This window comes from Nonomuraea maritima, from assembly GCF_900100395.1.
Classification (GTDB): domain Bacteria; phylum Actinomycetota; class Actinomycetes; order Streptosporangiales; family Streptosporangiaceae; genus Nonomuraea; species Nonomuraea maritima.
Genome location: NZ_FNFB01000003.1, coordinates 223,938 through 239,807 on the forward strand (window position 1 = coordinate 223,938; position 15,870 = coordinate 239,807).

At 72.2% G+C, this 15,870-nt stretch carries 14 protein-coding genes; 6 read left to right on the plus strand and 8 right to left on the minus strand.

Features of this window, described 5'->3' with window-relative positions; genetic code table 11:
* Positions 1 to 62 precede the first annotated feature (62 nt).
* The 3 genes from glk to zwf form a co-directional block, all read right to left on the minus strand.
* A complete protein-coding gene (glk, locus tag BLR04_RS07875) occupies positions 63 to 1,028 on the minus strand; it encodes a glucokinase (protein ID WP_090761201.1) in 966 nt (321 codons plus the stop codon).
* Positions 1,029 to 1,139: 111 nt separating this feature from the next.
* Complete coding sequence (edd, locus tag BLR04_RS07880) at positions 1,140 to 3,092, minus strand: phosphogluconate dehydratase (RefSeq protein WP_090761203.1); 1,953 nt, start codon at positions 3,090 to 3,092, stop codon at positions 1,140 to 1,142.
* A gap of 40 nt (positions 3,093 to 3,132) precedes the next feature.
* Entirely contained in the window at positions 3,133 to 4,635 is a 1,503-nt protein-coding gene (gene zwf / locus BLR04_RS07885) for a glucose-6-phosphate dehydrogenase (RefSeq protein WP_393495689.1), read from the minus strand.
* Positions 4,636 to 4,775: 140 nt separating this feature from the next.
* Between zwf and BLR04_RS07890 the strand changes: the two genes are divergently transcribed.
* Positions 4,776 to 5,990, plus strand: coding sequence for an ROK family transcriptional regulator (locus BLR04_RS07890; protein WP_090761559.1), 1,215 nt, complete (start codon positions 4,776 to 4,778; stop codon positions 5,988 to 5,990).
* Between the two features lie 13 nt (positions 5,991 to 6,003).
* Here the strand turns inward: BLR04_RS07890 and BLR04_RS07895 are convergent, their stop codons facing one another.
* Complete coding sequence (locus tag BLR04_RS07895) at positions 6,004 to 6,705, minus strand: DUF2470 domain-containing protein (protein WP_090761205.1); 702 nt, start codon at positions 6,703 to 6,705, stop codon at positions 6,004 to 6,006.
* A 77-nt stretch (positions 6,706 to 6,782) separates the two neighbouring features.
* Here BLR04_RS07895 and rpsD point away from each other — a divergent pair, with 77 nt between their 5' ends.
* Positions 6,783 to 7,397, plus strand: a complete 615-nt coding sequence (gene rpsD / locus BLR04_RS07900; RefSeq protein WP_090761561.1) for a 30S ribosomal protein S4 — start codon at positions 6,783 to 6,785, stop codon at positions 7,395 to 7,397.
* Here rpsD and BLR04_RS07905 read toward each other — a convergent pair.
* Entirely contained in the window at positions 7,385 to 8,212 is an 828-nt protein-coding gene (locus BLR04_RS07905; RefSeq protein ID WP_090761207.1) for an ion transporter, read from the minus strand. The two genes, rpsD and BLR04_RS07905, sit on opposite strands and share 13 nt — an antisense overlap.
* A 116-nt stretch (positions 8,213 to 8,328) precedes the next feature.
* Here BLR04_RS07905 and BLR04_RS07910 point away from each other — a divergent pair, with 116 nt between their 5' ends.
* Positions 8,329 to 8,625, plus strand: coding sequence for a DUF4190 domain-containing protein (locus BLR04_RS07910; RefSeq protein ID WP_090761209.1), 297 nt, complete (start codon positions 8,329 to 8,331; stop codon positions 8,623 to 8,625).
* Here BLR04_RS07910 and BLR04_RS07915 read toward each other — a convergent pair.
* On the minus strand, positions 8,554 to 9,258 hold the full coding sequence (locus tag BLR04_RS07915; protein WP_090761211.1) for a TetR/AcrR family transcriptional regulator: 705 nt from the start codon (positions 9,256 to 9,258) through the stop codon (positions 8,554 to 8,556). The two genes, BLR04_RS07910 and BLR04_RS07915, sit on opposite strands and share 72 nt — an antisense overlap.
* 72 nt (positions 9,259 to 9,330) lie before the next feature.
* Here BLR04_RS07915 and BLR04_RS07920 point away from each other — a divergent pair, with 72 nt between their 5' ends.
* Complete coding sequence (locus BLR04_RS07920; protein ID WP_245740097.1) at positions 9,331 to 10,065, plus strand: ABC transporter ATP-binding protein; 735 nt, start codon at positions 9,331 to 9,333, stop codon at positions 10,063 to 10,065.
* Positions 10,065 to 10,790, plus strand: coding sequence for an ABC transporter permease (locus BLR04_RS07925; RefSeq protein WP_090761215.1), 726 nt, complete (start codon positions 10,065 to 10,067; stop codon positions 10,788 to 10,790). Before BLR04_RS07920 ends, BLR04_RS07925 begins: the two co-directional genes overlap by 1 nt.
* Before the next feature lie 10 nt (positions 10,791 to 10,800).
* On the opposite strand, the gene BLR04_RS07930 is transcribed toward BLR04_RS07925, so the two are convergent.
* Positions 10,801 to 11,988 (minus strand): S8/S53 family peptidase, encoded by a 1,188-nt coding sequence (locus tag BLR04_RS07930; RefSeq protein WP_090761217.1) that lies wholly within the window; start codon positions 11,986 to 11,988, stop codon positions 10,801 to 10,803.
* 187 nt (positions 11,989 to 12,175) lie between these two features.
* On the opposite strand from BLR04_RS07930, the gene BLR04_RS07935 reads away from it, so the two are divergent.
* Positions 12,176 to 14,215 (plus strand): spermine/spermidine synthase domain-containing protein, encoded by a 2,040-nt coding sequence (locus BLR04_RS07935; RefSeq protein WP_090761219.1) that lies wholly within the window; start codon positions 12,176 to 12,178, stop codon positions 14,213 to 14,215.
* 36 nt (positions 14,216 to 14,251) lie between these two features.
* Here BLR04_RS07935 and BLR04_RS07940 read toward each other — a convergent pair whose 3' ends face one another.
* On the minus strand, positions 14,252 to 15,697 hold the full coding sequence (locus BLR04_RS07940; protein ID WP_245740098.1) for an LCP family protein: 1,446 nt from the start codon (positions 15,695 to 15,697) through the stop codon (positions 14,252 to 14,254).
* Between the last annotated feature and the right edge of the window lie 173 nt (positions 15,698 to 15,870).

Below are 15,870 nucleotides of genomic sequence, written 5' to 3' on the forward strand. Positions count from 1 at the left end.
GGCCGGACGTGTCCGGCCGTGTGTTCCATGGTCGGGCCGGGCGCCACCGGGCAGGCGCCGGCTCACTTCGCGATCTCCGTGCGGGCGCGCTGGCGCAGCCACGCGGCGGCGCCGGTGAGCGCCGGCTGGGACGCGACGATCAGCACGGTCCCGATAGCCGCCAGATAGTGCGACATGTCGGGGTTGTCGGTGAAACGTGTGCGGAAGTCGCTGGTGCGCACGCGGTCCACGATACGGGGCAGCACACCGCCACCCAGGTAGACCCCTCCCCGGGCGCCGAGCGTCAGCGCCACGTTCCCGGCGAAACTCCCCAGCATCGCGCAGAACACCTCGACCGTCTCGGCGCACAGCGGGTCGTCCGCCCGCGCCGCGATCTGCGAGGCCGTCAGCTCGGGCGCGGTGACGCCGTTCACCTCGGCCAGCGCCCGGTGCAGCCGCACCAGGCCCGGCCCGGACAGCAGGTGCTCGGCCACCACGTGGGGGAGCCCCTGCGACCGCAGTGCCCGGACGATCTCGAACTCGCGCGGCTCCACCACCGGGACCGTGACGTGCCCGCCCTCGCCGGGCACCGGCGTCCAGCCCTCGCGCGAGGGAACCAGCCCGCCGACGCCGAGCCCGGTGCCCGGGCCCAGCACCGCCTTCACCCCCTCGCCGGGCGGCGGCCCGCCCAGCGAGACGAGGTCGTCGGCGTCGAGGTGCGGCAGCGACACGGCCAGCGCCTCGAAGTCGTTGAGCAGCGCGGCGAACGGCACGCCGAGTTCGCGTACCGACCCGGCCCACGACGAGTTGGTGAGCCGGTAGCAGTCGCCCTCGATCGGTCCGGCCAGGGCCAGGCAGGCCGCCCCCGGCCGCACTCCGCCCGCGTGCTCGGCGAGATAGGCGGCCACGGCTTCTGGAAGGGTCGGATGGTCGGCGCCGGCCAGCACCGCCACGTTCGACGGCCGCGCGTCCGGCGAGGTGACCAGTCCGAATCTGGCGTTGGTCCCCCCGATGTCGGCGACGAGCCACGGAAATTCAAAGGCCCCCACGCATACCTCCGGCGTCCGGGACGATGTCACGATTACCTGGAAGGATGCCACGTCCGGCGCCGAGCTTCCTGCTGGGCCGGATCCCGCGCGCGGCGGGATCCGAAGCGCGGCTCACCGCGGCAGACCGGCGGGACGCGGACCCGCCGGAGCCTCCGTCTCCAGGTGCGAGAAACCCGCCTGGGCGGGGAACCCGAGCCCGGGGCCGTGCTGCGCCGACTCGGCGCCGCTCACCCCGAAGACGCTCGCGCCCAGCTCGGCCGGACCCGCCATGCGGCGGAAGACGGCGAACAGCTCACGCCCGGTCCCGACCCACTGCGCGTCGCTCAGCGGACGGCCCTCCGGCGTGCGGCGGGCCAGCTCGTCGGCGGGAACCAGCAGCTCCAGCGTGCCCGCCGCCGAGTCCAGCCTGATCACGTCGCCGTCGCGCACCAGCGCGATCGGCCCGCCGTCGGCCGCCTCGGGCGACAGGTGGATGGCCGCGGGCACCTTGCCGGAGGCGCCCGACATGCGGCCGTCCGTCACGATCGCCACCCGCTGCCCCCGGTCCAGGAGGACGGCCATGGGCGGCGTCAGCTTGTGCAGCTCGGGCATGCCGTTCGCGCTCGGACCCTGGTAGCGGATGACCGCCACGAAGTCCTGCCCGTCCAGCTCGCCCGCCTCGAACGCCGCCAGCAGGTCGAGCTGGTCGTCGAAGACCTTGGCCGGCGCCTCGATCACCAGGTGCTCCGGCTTGACCGCCGACACCTTGCTGACCGCCCGGCCGAGGTTGCCCTCCACCATGTGGATGCCGCCGTCCTCGGCGAACGGCCGCGCGACCGGGCGCAGCACGTCGAGGTCGGCGCTGCCGCCGGTGACCGGCGCCCAGGCCGGCTCGCCGTCGACCAGCTCGGGAGCCTCGCGGTAGCGGTCGAGACCCGGACCGGCGACGGTCATCACGTCGCCGTGCAGCAGGCCCTCGTCCAGCAGGTCGCCGATGAGCACCTGCATGCCGCCGGCGTCGCGGAAGTGGTTCACGTCCGCCTGGCCGTTCGGGTAGATCCTGGTGAGCGACGGCACGACCTTCGACAGGCAGGCCAGGTCGTCCCAGGTCAGCACGATGCCCGCGGCGGCGGCCATGGCCACCAGGTGCAGCGTGTGGTTCGTGGACCCGCCGGTGGCGAGCAGCGCGACGCAGGCGTTCACGATCGACTTCTCGTCGACCAGCTCGCCGATCGGGGTGTACTCCGCGCCGTGCGCGGTGATCTCCACCGCCCGGCGGCCGGCCGCCTGCGTCAGGGCGTGGCGCAGCTCGGTGTGCGGGTTGACGAACGTCGAGCCCGGCAGGTGCAGGCCCATGACCTCCAGCAGCGCCTGGTTGGAGTTGGCGGTGCCGTAGAAGGTGCAGGTGCCGGGCGAGTGGTACGACTTCGCCTCGGCGTCGAGCAGCTCGTCGCGGCCCACCTTGCCCTCGGCGAACAGCTGGCGGGTGCGGGCCTTGACCTTGTTGGGCAGGCCCGAGGTCATCGGCCCGGCCGGCACGAAGATCGCGGGCAGGTGCCCGAAGTGCAGCGCCCCGATGAACAGTCCCGGGACGATCTTGTCGCACACGCCCAGCAGCAGCGACGCGTCGAACATGTCGTGTGACAGCGCGATCGCGGTGGCCATGGCGATGACGTCGCGGCTGTAGAGGGACAGCTGCATGCCGTCGCGGCCCTGCGTGATGCCGTCGCACATGGCGGGCACGCCGCCCGCCACCTGCGCCACGCCGCCGGCCGCGCGCACCGCGGCCTTCAGCTCCGGCGGGTACGTCTCGTACGGCTGGTGCGCCGACAGCATGTCGTTGTAGCTCGTCACGATGGCCACGCCCGGCTTGGCGGTGCTGCTGACAGCCCGCAGGGCGAGCTTGTCCTCGGCCGGAGCGCCCGCGAAGCCGTGCGCGAGGTTGGCGCAGCCCAGGTGCGCCCGCGCGGGGCCCTTCGCCCGCGCGGCCTCGCCGTCCCGCCGGATCCGCTCCAGGTAGGCGGACCGGCTTGCGGCGCTGCGCTCGGCGATCCGGTCGGTGATCTCCTGGACGACGGGGTTCATGGACACTCCTTCATCGGGGCGAACCCGGGGTCACGATCGGTCACACATCCTCCTGGTCGTGCCAGGCACGACCGCTGCGGCTGAGCAGCTCGTGGGCCGCGGCGGGGCCCGTGGTCCCGGCGGCGTACGGCTCCGGCAGGGCGGGGTCGGCCTTCCATGCCTCGAGGATCGGGTCGATCCACCGCCAGGCGGCCTCGACCTCGTCGCGCCGCATGAACAGCGTCGGGTTGCCGGCCAGCACGTCGGTCAGCAGCCGCTCGTACGCCTCAGGTACCCGGGCCGTGAACGTCTCGCCGAAGCTCAGTGACAGCGGCACCGGCCGCAGCGTCGTCTCGCCCGCGCCCGGCTCCTTGGCCATGATGTGCAGCTCGATGCCCTCCTCCGGCTGCAGACGCAGGATGAGCCGGTTGGGGGAGCCGCCAGGGAAGATGGAGTGCGGTACGTCCTTGAACTGCACCACGATCTCGGAACGCCGGTACGGCATCCGCTTGCCGGTGCGCAGGTAGAACGGCACACCCGCCCAGCGCCAGTTCTTGATCTCGGCCCGGATCGCGGTGAACGTCTCCACCTGCCGCGAGGCCTCCGTGGGCGGCGTGGAGCCGGGCTCGTCGAGGTAGCCCGGCATGTCGCCGGCCTCGGTGTACTGGCCGCGCACGGTGAAACGGCCGACCTCGCCGCCGATGATCGGCCGCAGCGCCTGCAGCACCTTGACCTTCTCGTCGCGGACGGCCTCACGGTCGTTGCGCGCCGGGGCCTCCATCGCGGTCAGCGTGAGCAGCTGGAGCAGGTGGTTCTGCACCATGTCGCGCAGCGCGCCCGCGTGGTCGTAGTAGCCGCGCCGGCCGGGCGTGCCGACGGTCTCGGCCACGGTGATCTGGACGTGGTCGATCCACAGCGAGTTCCAGATCGGCTCGAGGAAGGCGTTGGCGAAGCGCAGCACCAGCAGGTTCTGGACCGTCTCCTTGCCCAGGTAGTGGTCGATGCGGAAGATCTGGTGCTCGTCGAAGATGGCACCGACCTCGTCGTTGATGGCCTGCGCGCTGCGCAGGTCGTTGCCGAGCGGCTTCTCCAGCACCACGCGCGAGTGCGGAGTCACCAGGCCGGCCCCCTGCAGCTCGCGGCAGAACGGGCCGAACGTGCGCGGCGGGCTGGCGAGGTAGTAGACGCGGTCGCGCTCCTCGTGGCCGGCGAGCAGCTTGGCCAGCCCGTCCCAGCCGGACTTGTCGTCGCTGCCGACGTCGACCGACACGTGGTGCAGGCGGCCGAGGAAGCGCTGCCACATCTCAGGGTCGTCGATCGGCACCTGGCCGCGTACCTCGGCGTCCACCTTGCCGCGGAAGTCATCGTCGGTCAGTCCGCCGCGGGACATGGCGATGACGCGGGTCTGCGGCGCCAGACGGCCGTCCCGGTCGGCGTGGTAGAGCGCCGGGATCAGCTTGCGCATGGACAGGTCGCCCGTGCCGCCGAAGACGACGAGGTCGGCGAGGTGGGGCTGGCCGGCCTGCGAACCGGCTTCCTGGTGGGTGGGCACTGCGGGGGACACGGTGAAGCTCCGATGATCTGCCGAGCGTGGACAGAACGGACACTAACGAGAGTTTGGGTCGCACACAAGCGGAGTTTTGGTATCTGAGATGAAAAAGTCACGACTTTTCATTACACAAGCCTGTGTGGTTCACTAAGGCGATGCCTCGACGTACTGCCGCAGCCCTCGCCACGAGTGGCGAGGTGCTCCGTCTCATCCGCACCGGCGAGGCCGTCACGCGGGCCGAGCTCGGCAGGGCGACCGGCCTGTCCCGCCCCGCCGTGCAGCTGCGCGTCGGCGAGCTGCTGGAACGCGGGCTCGTCGTCGAACGCACCGATGCCCCCTCGACGGGCGGGCGTCCTCCCGTCCGGCTGGAGTTCAACGCCTCGGGTGGCGTGGTGCTGGTGGCCGCGCTCGGCGCGAGCCGCACCCGCGTGGCCGTCTGCGACCTGGCCGGGGTCGAGCTCGCCGGCCGCGAGTTCGCGATGGATGTCGAGGCGGGCCCCGACGTGGTCCTGCCGCTCCTCATGGACACCTGGGAGGAGCTGCTCGGCGACCGGCCGCGCTCGATGATCAGAGGCGTCGGGATGGGCGTGCCCGCCACCGTCGAGTTCGCCGAGGGCCGTACGGAGAGCGCCCGCGTCATGGCGACCTGGACGGGCGTGGTGATCCCGCCCATCATCCGCGAGCGCTTCCCCGTGCCCGTGCTCGTGGACAACGACGTGAACGTGCTGGCCATCGGCGAGCACCGCGGCATCTACCCCGACCTGAGCGACCTCATGTTCGTCAAGGTCTCCACCAGGATCGGCGCCGGGGTGATCGCGGGCGGCGGCATCCTGCGCGGCGCCCTCGGCGCGGCGGGCGAGATCGGCCACATCCCGGTCAAGGACGGCGGCGGCGTGCTGTGCCGCTGCGGCAACACCGACTGCGTCGATTCGGTGGCCAGCGGCACCGCCCTGCTGCGCGACCTGCGCGCCCTCGGCAAGGACGTCAAGACGATCGCCGACGTGACCGCGCTCGTCCGGGCCGGTGACGCCGAGACGATGGCGACCGTGCGCGAGGCCGGGCGCCGGATCGGCGAGGTCCTCGCCGGGGCGGTCAACATCCTCAACCCGGCGGTCGTGGTGCTGGGCGGCGACGTGGCCGAGGCGTTCGGCCCGCTCGTGTCGAGCATCCGCGAGGTCGTCTACCGGCGCTCCACCGCCCTGGCGACCCGGCGGCTGCGCATCGAGCCGAGCCGGCTCGGCGCGGGCGCGGGCATCAGCGGCTGCGCGGTGATGGTGCTCGACCACGTCCTGTCGCCCGAGGCCGTCGACGAGAGCATGTCCGTCACGTCCCTGCGCGCCGAGGACCTGACCCCGCGCCCGGTCGGCTAGGAGACCGGCCGGCTCAGCAGGTGCACAGCAGGGCGCGCAGCGACGTCTCCAGCGACAGGGCGGAGTGGGCGGCGGACGGCCACGGGAAGCGCAGCAGCGAGTCGCCGACCCGTACGGTGGCTCCCAGGCGGTCCAGCTCCCACAGCCACACCTCCTCGGCGGGCTCGCCGAGCCGGCGGGCGACGCCCGCCGCGAGCTGCGCCCGGTGCGACTCGTTGACGTGGGCCAGCACCCGCTCGGCCACCTCCGTCAGCGGGTCGGGGGAGGCGTCGAGGTAGTCGCCGGCGTCCAGCATCCCCGACTCCTGGCCGGTCAGGTAGACGACCTGGCCCACGTCCAGCCGCAGCAGCCGGGGAGCGTCCGGACGCCCGTACCCCTCCAGCGCCTCGAACAGGGCCTCGTCGGCGCGGTGGGATGCCACGGTCACCGCCGCGGCGCGCGCCTCCTCCTCCGGCACGGGCTCCGCCCACCCCTGCACCTCGATGATCGCGCGCGGGTGCGTGTCCTGGCCGAGCCGCCGCGTCGCCGTCAGGTCGACCGCCGCCACGGCGTCCTCCCGCACCCCGTGCAGGGGCTCGCCGGGCAGGACGAGCAGCACGGGCCGCCCGCGCGTGTCCACGCCGCCGCGGACGGGGGAGGGGGCGCCGTCGACGGTGAGCTTGGCGACGCCGGAGGTCGCGGCGAGGGTGCGGACCCGTTCGGGGATCGGCAGCATGGCGGCTCCTTGAGGACGCGAGCAAGTGTAGGTTAGCCTTGCCTAAGTAAGGGTTACCTAAGCACATCGAGGTGAACGTGCGCTACACCGGCCCCAAGGTGCGACTGTCGCGTCGCGCGGGTGTCCCGCTGACCAGGAAAGCCGTCCGCTACTTCGAGCAGCGCCCGTATCCGCCGGGCGAGCACGGCCGCAAGACGAGCCGCCGCAACACCGGCGACTACGGGGTGCGGCTGTTGGAGAAGCAGAAACTGCGCTGGTACTACGACGTGTCCGAGCGGCAGCTGCGCCGCTACTGGGACCTCGCCGTACGCAGGTCGGGCGCGTCGGGCGCCGAGCTGGTCACGCTGCTGGAGACCCGCCTGGCCTCGCTCGTGCTGCGCGCCGGGCTCGCGCCGTCGATCTACGCGGCCCGGCAGTACGTCAACCACGGCCATATCGCCGTGGACGGCCGCAAGGTGGACATCCCCAGTTACCTCGTCAGGCCGGGGCAGGTCGTCTCGGTGCGTGAGCGGTCACGCCGCATGCAGCCGTTCGTGGCCGCGGCCGAGGGCGTGCACGCCGACGAGCGCACCGCCCCCTACCTGTCGGTGGAGCTGCCGGAGCTGCGCTTCACGCTGACGCGCCGCCCGGAGCGCGAGCAGATCGACGTGCCCGTCGACGAGCAGCTCGTCGTGGAGTTCTACTCCCGCTGACCCGAGGACGCGGGCACCCGCTCCGCGCGCAGCTCCGCGATCTCCTTGCGGAGCTCGGTCAGCTCGTCCAGGATCTGCCGGGTGTGGACCGCCGTGTCGTCGTGCGCGGCGCGCTCCTCGGCGTGGGCGGCCCGCTCCTCGGCGTTCTCCTCGTCCATGGCGCTCACCACGACCGCCATGAACAGGTTGAGCACGACGAACGTGCACAGCAGGATGAAGATCGTGAAGAAGATCCAGGCCGACGGGTGCTTGTCCATCACCTCGCGGGCGATGTTGCCCCAGTCGTCGCCGGTCATCGTCTGGTAGAGCGTGAACAGCGAGGTCGGCAGGCTCCCGAACCGGTCGGGCGTGTCTCCCCCGTAGAGCTTGGTGGCCATGACGGCGGCCACGTACAGCACCAGGGAGAGCAGGACGACGATCGAGCTCATCCCCGGCATGGCCCGCAGCAGCGCCGACACCACGCGGCGCAGGCTCGGCACCACCGACAACAGCCGCAGCGCCCGCAGGATGCGCAGCGAGCGCAGCACCGACAGGCCGCCCGCGACGGGGGCGAACGCGATCGCGACGATGGCCGTGTCGAAGAGGTTCCAGGGGTCACGGACGAACCTGGCCCGCTCGACGTAGATCTTGGCGAGGAGCTCGACGGTGAAGATGTAGAGCGCGATGTGGTCGACCACCTTCAGCAGCGAGCCGTAGCTCTGCTCGACGGCCGGGACGGTCTCGAGGCCGAGGGTGGCCGCGTTGACCAGGATGACGCCGACGATGAACTGCTGGAACCGCGGGTGGGCGATCAACGCGTGGATGCGTTCACGCACGGGGGGAGCTCCTCCGGAGGTCGATCATGTGCTCTCCCATGATGGCGCAAACTGATCAACTCGTTGACCATGATATAAACCCCTGCGAAACCATAAAAAGGGGGCAACCGAAAGCCATGACGTACCCGAACTACTACGGTCCGCCTCCGCAGAGTCATCCCAACGGCACGACCATCCTCGTGCTCGGGATCCTCAGCCTGGTGATCTGCTCCTTCCTCGGCCCCTTCGCCTGGGTGATGGGCACCAAGGCGCTGCGCCAGATCGACTCCAGCGGCTACGTCTTCGACAACCGCGGGCAGGTGCAGGCCGGCCGCATCTGCGGCATCATCGCCACGGTGCTGCTAGGCCTCGGCCTCGTCTTCGCGGTCTTCGCCTTCGTCGTCGCGATCGTCGCCGGCGCCGCCGGCTACTAGCGCCCGCTCGCCGAACCCGCCGAGCCCGGTCTCCAGCAGGTCGAACGCCGTCGCGGCGGCCGCTCTGAGGCCGGGCTCGACGCTTTCCCACGACTCACCCGCCAGTTGCCCCCGTACGGCGTGGTCGCTCAGCATGCGCAGGGTGCCGAGGATGTACGCGGCGGCCAGCCGGGGCGTGAGGTCGTCGGCGCCGGCGTCGGTCTCGTCGGCGATCGCCCGTGCCAGCGCCGCCTCGCGCTCCTCGTGGATCGCGCGCAGCCGCGCCACGAGTGACGGGCTGTCGCCGACGACCTTCGCGAACAGGTCGGCGCCGGGGTTGAGCCCGTAACGCCAGTCGCGCGTGTCGATCGCGTCGAAGAAGTCGCGGCGGAAGGCCGCCACCACGCTCTCGCCCGGTTCGCGAGCCTGGAGCGTGCGCACCGGAAGGTCGACGGCGGTCTCGTGCCGGTCGGCGAACAGGTCTTCCTTGGTCGTGAAGTAGTTGAAGACCGTGTTCACGGACACGTCGGCGGCGCGCGCCACCTCCGCCACGGTCACGTTGTCGAACCCCCGCGCCATGAACAGCCCCATCGCGATGTCGGAGATGCGCTGTCTGGTCTCGCGCTTCTTCCGTTCGCGCAACCCCTCTGCCATGCCGCCATCCTACCTTTGTTGCATCGACACCAAAATTGTGATTACCCTATTTTTGGAGGCGATGAAATGATCATGACTGCGGGTCTGAGCAAGACCTTCGAGGGCGGCGTGCAAGCCGTCCAGGGCGTCGACATCGAGGTGGAGGCGGGCGAGATCGTCGGCTTCCTCGGCCAGAACGGCGCGGGGAAGACCACCACCATGCGCATGCTGACCACGCTGCTGCGCCCCACGTCCGGCACCGCCACGGTGGCCGGGCACGACCTCGTCGCCGAGCCGCGCGAGGTGCGCAGGCGCATCGGCTACGTCGCCCAGAGCAGCCCCCTGCCGTCCGGCACGCCGCTCAGGGACGAGCTCGAACTTCAGGGCCTGCTCCACGGTCTCGGCCGCCGCGAGACCGCCGCCCGCGCCGAGGAGGTCCTCGCCCGGCTCGAGCTCACCGGGCTCGACGCCCGGCCCGCCGCGGCGCTGTCCGGCGGGCAGCGCCGACGCTTCGACGTCGCGTTCGCGCTGCTGCACGACCCGGCGCTGCTCTTCCTGGACGAGCCCACCACCGGCCTCGACCCGCAGAGCCGCGCCCAGCTGTGGGACCACATCCGGGCGCTGCGCGCGCACCGGGGCACGACGGTGTTCCTCACCACCCACTACCTCGACGAGGCCGACGCGCTCTGCGACCGGCTGCTCGTCATCGACCACGGTCGCATCGTCGCCGAGGGCACCCCGGCGCAGCTCAAGACCGGAGGCCGCACGCTCGACGATGCGTTCCTCGACATCACCGGCCGCGCGCTGCGCGAGGAGGCGGGCATCTGATGCTGCGCGACACCTGGGTCCTGTTCCGCCACGGCGTGCGCGAGACGCTGCGGCACAAGGCGGGCATCGTCGTCGGTGCCCTCCAGCCGCTGCTGTTCCTGGTGCTGTTCGGACCGATCTTCGCCACGTTCGGCACGTGGGAGACGCTCGTCCCCGGGCTGATCATCCAGCTCGGGCTGATCAGCATGGGACTGGCCGGGTTCAGCATGGTCTTCGACAAGCGGACGGGCGCGCTCGAACGCCTGCGGGTCACCCCGGCGAGCCGCTCCGCGCTGCTGCTCGGACGCGTGCTCGCCAACCTCGTCACGCTGGCCGTGCAGACGGCGCTGCTGCTCGCGGTGGCCTTCGCCTTCGGGCTGCGCGTCCCGGCCGCCGGGCTGCTCGCCGGGTTCGTCCTCGTCGTCGTGCTCGGGGCCGGACTCGCGGCGCTGTCGTACGCGGTCGCACTGACCGTGAACGAGCACCTGTTCGCGCCCGTGATGACGACCGCCGTCGTGCCGCTGACGCTGCTGTCGGGCTCGTTCCTGCCGATGTCGATGGCGCCGGGCTGGCTCGACGTCCTGTCCCACGCCAGCCCGTTCAGGTACGTGCTGGAGGCCGTCCGCGACCTCTTCCACGGCCGGTACGCCACCTCGACCGTGGCCGCCGGCGTCGCGGTGGCCGTGCTGTTCGCGGCGGCCGGCCTGCTGGTCGGCGCCCGCGTCCACGACCGGGAGCACGCCTGAGGGGCGCCGGTCACGCCACGGGCACGGCCCGCCCCTGCAGGGCGGCGATGACCTCGGACGGGTCGACGGTGCCGTACCCGTGGTCGTAGTCGAAGCCGGCCTCGCCTGGGGCCTCGGCGGTACGCCGTAGCAGCGCGCGCAACTCGGCGGGCGGCAGCCGGGACGCCGGCCACCGGGTGCGCACCGCGGCCACGAGTCCGGCCGCGACGGCCGCCGCGACGGAGGCGTCCGCGTCGGGACGGCCCGTCCCGAACACCTCCGACCCGCGGAAATGCGCGTACGCGCACACGTCGGGCTTGCGGGCGCTCAGCCGGCCCGGCCCCTGGCCGGAGTAGCGCAACCGGTGGCCGCCGACGTCGACGGCCCCGACCGACAGCGCCTTCGGATGGGAGCCCGCGCCCGCGATGGGCCCGTCGCCGCCCGCCGGGAACACCATGTCGGCGCCCGACCTGTCGAGCACGGCGACCAGGAGGTGGAACGGATGGGCGGGGTTGGCGGAGTAGTTGCCCGGGTGGCCGGGAGGCAGGTCGCTGTCGGGGCGCGACGACGTCCACGACCCGTTCACCACCAGCGCCCGCGACTCCGCGGGCTGTGCCTCCAATGCCGTGAGCAGTCGCGCGAGTCCCGCCACCGCGTCGGACAGCAGGCAGGGAAGCGGCACGCCGCTGCGGGTGGGCGGCGGCATGGGGATGTCGACGAGCCTGGCGTGCGGGGCGGCGATCAGGGCGGAGAACGCGCACATCGCCCCCTGCCCGGTGTCCAGCCCGGGGCCGAGGAGGGCGAGCGGCACGCCGTCGCCGTCGAGCCCTTCCGCGTGCAGGCCGGCGACGTTCAGCAGGCGTTCGACGTCGTGCCAGTCGCCCACGGGCGGGTCCGCGACCGGCGGCGCGTGATCGAGGAACGGGTCGGCGTAGAGGTCCACCTCGCCGGTCGGCCCCGCCGCGAGCGCGGCGTCGTCCGGCATCGTGCCGCGCACGAGCACGCGGACCTCCTCGGACGAGCGGAGCGTGGCCGGCTCGCCGCCGGACCCCGGGATCGGTCGGGGCGCGGTCACCGGCGCGAAGGAGGCATCGAGCTCGACCTCCGGCAGCGCGCGCCTGATCTGGCCGGCGAGGTCGGCCACGGCGACGGACCCGCGAGGGTCGGCGACGGCCGCGGCGAGTGCGGCGGAGGGACGGAGTTCGATCAGCACCCGCATCTGTCACCACCGGAGGGGTCGTGGGGGAGGGAACCTTCCCAACATTCCGTCATCCGTCCCGGCTCGTCCAGCGGAATCGGCAAGTTCGCGACCTGCAAAAACCCCGCATTTGCCGTGAATCCGGAGATCTCCGCGCGTGGGGCGTCAGGCTTCCGTGATCCCCGTCCGTTCACTACGGTGAGGCACCATGACGCTCCAGGCGCAGAAGGCGGTCGACGGCGACGCGCGGACCCACTGGCTGGCGGTGCGCCCGAGGCTCGTCCTCGCCAGCGCCTTCATGCTCTTCCTCGAGCTGGCGCTCATCCGGTGGACGGGCTCGAACATCGTCCACCTCAGCTACTTCACCAACTTCGTGCTGCTCGGCTCGTTCCTCGGCATCGGGCTCGGCTTCCTGCGGGTAGGCCGCTCGCGGCGGCAGCCCTACTACTCGCCCGTCGTGCTCGCGGCGCTCGTGATCGTCGTCCACCTGTTCCCGGTCACCGTCGACCGCGACACCGAAGGCGTCCTGTACTGGACCAGCCTGGCCACCACCGGCCCGCCCGCCTGGCTCATCCTGCCGGTGATCTTCTGCGCGGCCGCCGCCGTCCTCATGGGCCCCGCCGAGCTCGTCGGGCGCTGCTTCCCCGAACTGCCGCGCCTCGAGGCCTACCGCTACGACCTCATCGGCAGCCTCACCGGCATCGCGGCGTTCACCGCGTTGTCGTTCCTGAGCGCGCCACCGGTGTTCTGGGGCCTCATCGCCGCCGTCTGCTACGGCGTGCTGCTGCTGCCCCGGCCGCGCTCCCTGTACGTCGGCCTGGTCACCGTGCCGTCGCTGGCCGTGGTCGGCTTCCTGCTCGCCGAGACGCTGCACACCGGAACGCTCTGGTCGCCGTACTACAAGGTCACTTACCAGGAACTGGACGACCCCTCCGTCCCCTCCGTCACCGACATCGCGGTCAACGGCATCCCGCACCAGCGCGCGATGCCCGCCGCCGCCCGGCTCCAGCTGGAACGCCAGTACGGCCTGCCGTACGAGCGGGCCGTCAAGCCGCCCCAGGACGTGCTGATCGTCGGCGCCGGCAGCGGCACCGACGTCGCGATCGCCCTGTCCAAGGGCGCCGCCCGCGTCGACGCCGTGGAGATCGACCCCAAGCTGCGCGAGCTCGGCGCGACCCTGCACCCCGACCGGCCCTACGCCGACCCGCGCGTCACCACGCACATCACCGACGGCCGCGCCTTCCTGGAACGCACCCCCCGCACCTACGACCTCATCCTGTTCGCCCTGCCCGACTCGCTCACCCTGGTCTCCGGGGCCAGCTCGCTGCGGCTGGAGAGCTACCTGTTCACCGAGGAGGCCATGCGGGCCGCCCGCGAGCGCCTCAAGCCGGGCGGGGCGTTCTCGATGTACAACTACTACCGCGAGAGCTGGCTCGTCGACCGCCTCGCCTCGACCCTGCAGCGCGCCTTCGGCCACAAGCCCTGCGTCGACGTGGTCAGCACCGCCGGCCACCAGGCCGTCATCACCGCCGGGCTGACCGCCGCCGACCAGCGCTGCGCCGCTCCGTGGCCGGGCGCCGCCGCCGGCACGCCGCCGCCCGCCGACGACGACCGGCCGTTCCTCTACCTCAAGGACGCGACCATCCCGCCGCTCTACCTGATCACGCTGGGTCTCATCCTCCTGGTCAGCCTGCTCGCCGTCCGCGTCGTGGCCGGCCCGTACCGGCGGATGCGCCCATACGCCGACCTGCTCCTGCTCGGCGTGGCGTTCATGCTGCTGGAGACCAAGAGCGTGACCGGGTTCGCGCTCTTGTTCGGCACCACCTGGGTGGTCAACGCGATCGTCTTCGGGGGCGTGCTCGTCGCCGTCCTCGCCGCCGTCGAGGTGACCCGCCGCTTCCGCACCCCGCCGCTGCCCGTCATGTACGGCGTGCTGTTCGCCGGCCTGCTGCTCGCCTGGCTGGTGCCCGCCGAATGGCTGCTCTCGCTCCCGGTGCCGCTGCGCGCGGTGGCGGCCGTGACGGTGGCGTTCCTGCCGATCTTCGCGGCGAACGTCGTCTTCGCCAAGCGCTTCGCCGAGACCGCCGACGCCACCACGTCCTTCGGCGCCAACCTGCTGGGCGCCATGGTGGGCGGCTGCCTCGAGTACGCGGCGCTGGTCATCGGCTACCAGGGGCTGCTCGTCGTGGCCGCTGTCCTCTACCTCGGGGCCATGGCCCTGCTGCCGAGGCGGCCCGCTCTGGCCTGACCCAGGGCCGCCCGCCCGGCGGGCGGCCCTGCTCGGTCAGATGCCGCAGATGTCGTCGATCGACTGCGCGGCGGCGTGATCGGTGTTGCGGGTCGGGGTCTGCGTGGGCGCGACCGGCTGGCGGGTGGCCGTCGCGGTCGGCGCGCCCGTGGCTCCCGTGGCTCCCGTGCTCGGCCTCGCGGTGGCGGCCTGCGGGCGGCGGGCCGGCCGCGTCGAGTCGGTGATCGCCTTCCTCGTCGCCTGGCGGATCTTGACCCAGTCGGGACGGCCCGAGTAGAACTCCGGCGGCACGAACTGCAAACTCGTGATCTTGGCGTCCTTCACCTTGACGGCCAGACCCGCCAGCGGCTGGAGCAGGTCCTCCGGGATGTTGGTCTGGGCGAGCCGCTTGGCGGCGCCGGCGATCCGGTTGAAGCGGGTCAGGATCACGGTCGGCGTGGCCTGCTGGGCGAAGGCGGCGATGACGCAGCGCTGACGGGACATCCGGGAGAAGTCATCACTGTCGACGCGGGAGCGGCCGTACCACAGGGCCTCCTCGCCGGTCAGCTTGCGGTAGCCCGCCTTGATGGTGCCGGCCGTGCCGTAGTGGCCGCCCCACTTGATGTCCTGCTCCACCCGGATCCGCAGGCCGCCGATGGCGTCGACCAGGTCGGCGAAGCCGAACATGCTCATCATCGCGTAGTAGTCGATGTCCAGGTTCAGCGTGTAGCCGATGGCGTCCATCAGCGCGCGGGGGCCCTTGTTGTGGCCGTGCATGATGTCCGGGTGGTCGTTGGCGTACTGCCAGACCTCGTTCAGCAGGCCGCCGTTCGGCAGCTCGGCCATGTAGCCGTTCGGGAACTGCTTGCGCAGCGGCGACGACGGCGGGAAGCGCACGTGCTGCAGGTTGCGCGGCAGGCTGAACAGGACGGTGTTGCCGGTTTTCACGTCGATGCTGGCCACGTTCATGCTGTCGGTGCGCACGCCGACCCGGTTGCCCGCCGCGTCGCTGCCGATCAGCAGGATGTTCACCCTGGTCTTGCCGTTCCACGGGTCGGCCGGGTTCGTGGGCCGGGGCGGCGCGTCCGGGTCGTCGGGGTTGCCGAAGATGGAGGTCACCGCGTCGCGCAGGGTCACGACGGACTGCGCCGCGAGGGCGAACGGCGACATGACCACCACGCACAGCAGGCCCACCAGGGTGCCGGTGAGGATCTGGCCCTGCTTCTTCAGCTTGTGCGGACGCAGCACGATGTACGACGCCACCAGCAGCGCGAACCACGCGAGCCCCGCCACGGACGCCAGGATGATCAGCCACAGCATCGCGTCGGGGTCGACGAACACCGTCGCGTTCTGCAGGTCGCCTGCCACACTCAGCCCGTACGCGAGCGCCCCGAGCAGCAGCACCGCGTACACGCTGATGAGCACCAGCCCGGTACGGCGGTGCCCGGCGCGCAGGTGGGCGGCGCCGGGCACGATGGCGGACAACGCGGTCCAGCCGAGCACGGAGGCGGGCGTGAGCGGGGCGAAACGCGGCGCGCGTGAGCCGGCCGGTGCCGGGCGGCCCGACGGCCGCGGGCCCCGCGCCGGGCGGCCCTGCGGTTCCGCGCCGGACGGCGCGGCGGCACGGGCCTTGCGGCCCTGCGGCCGAGCGCCCGAACCCGGTGCGCCCGATTCGG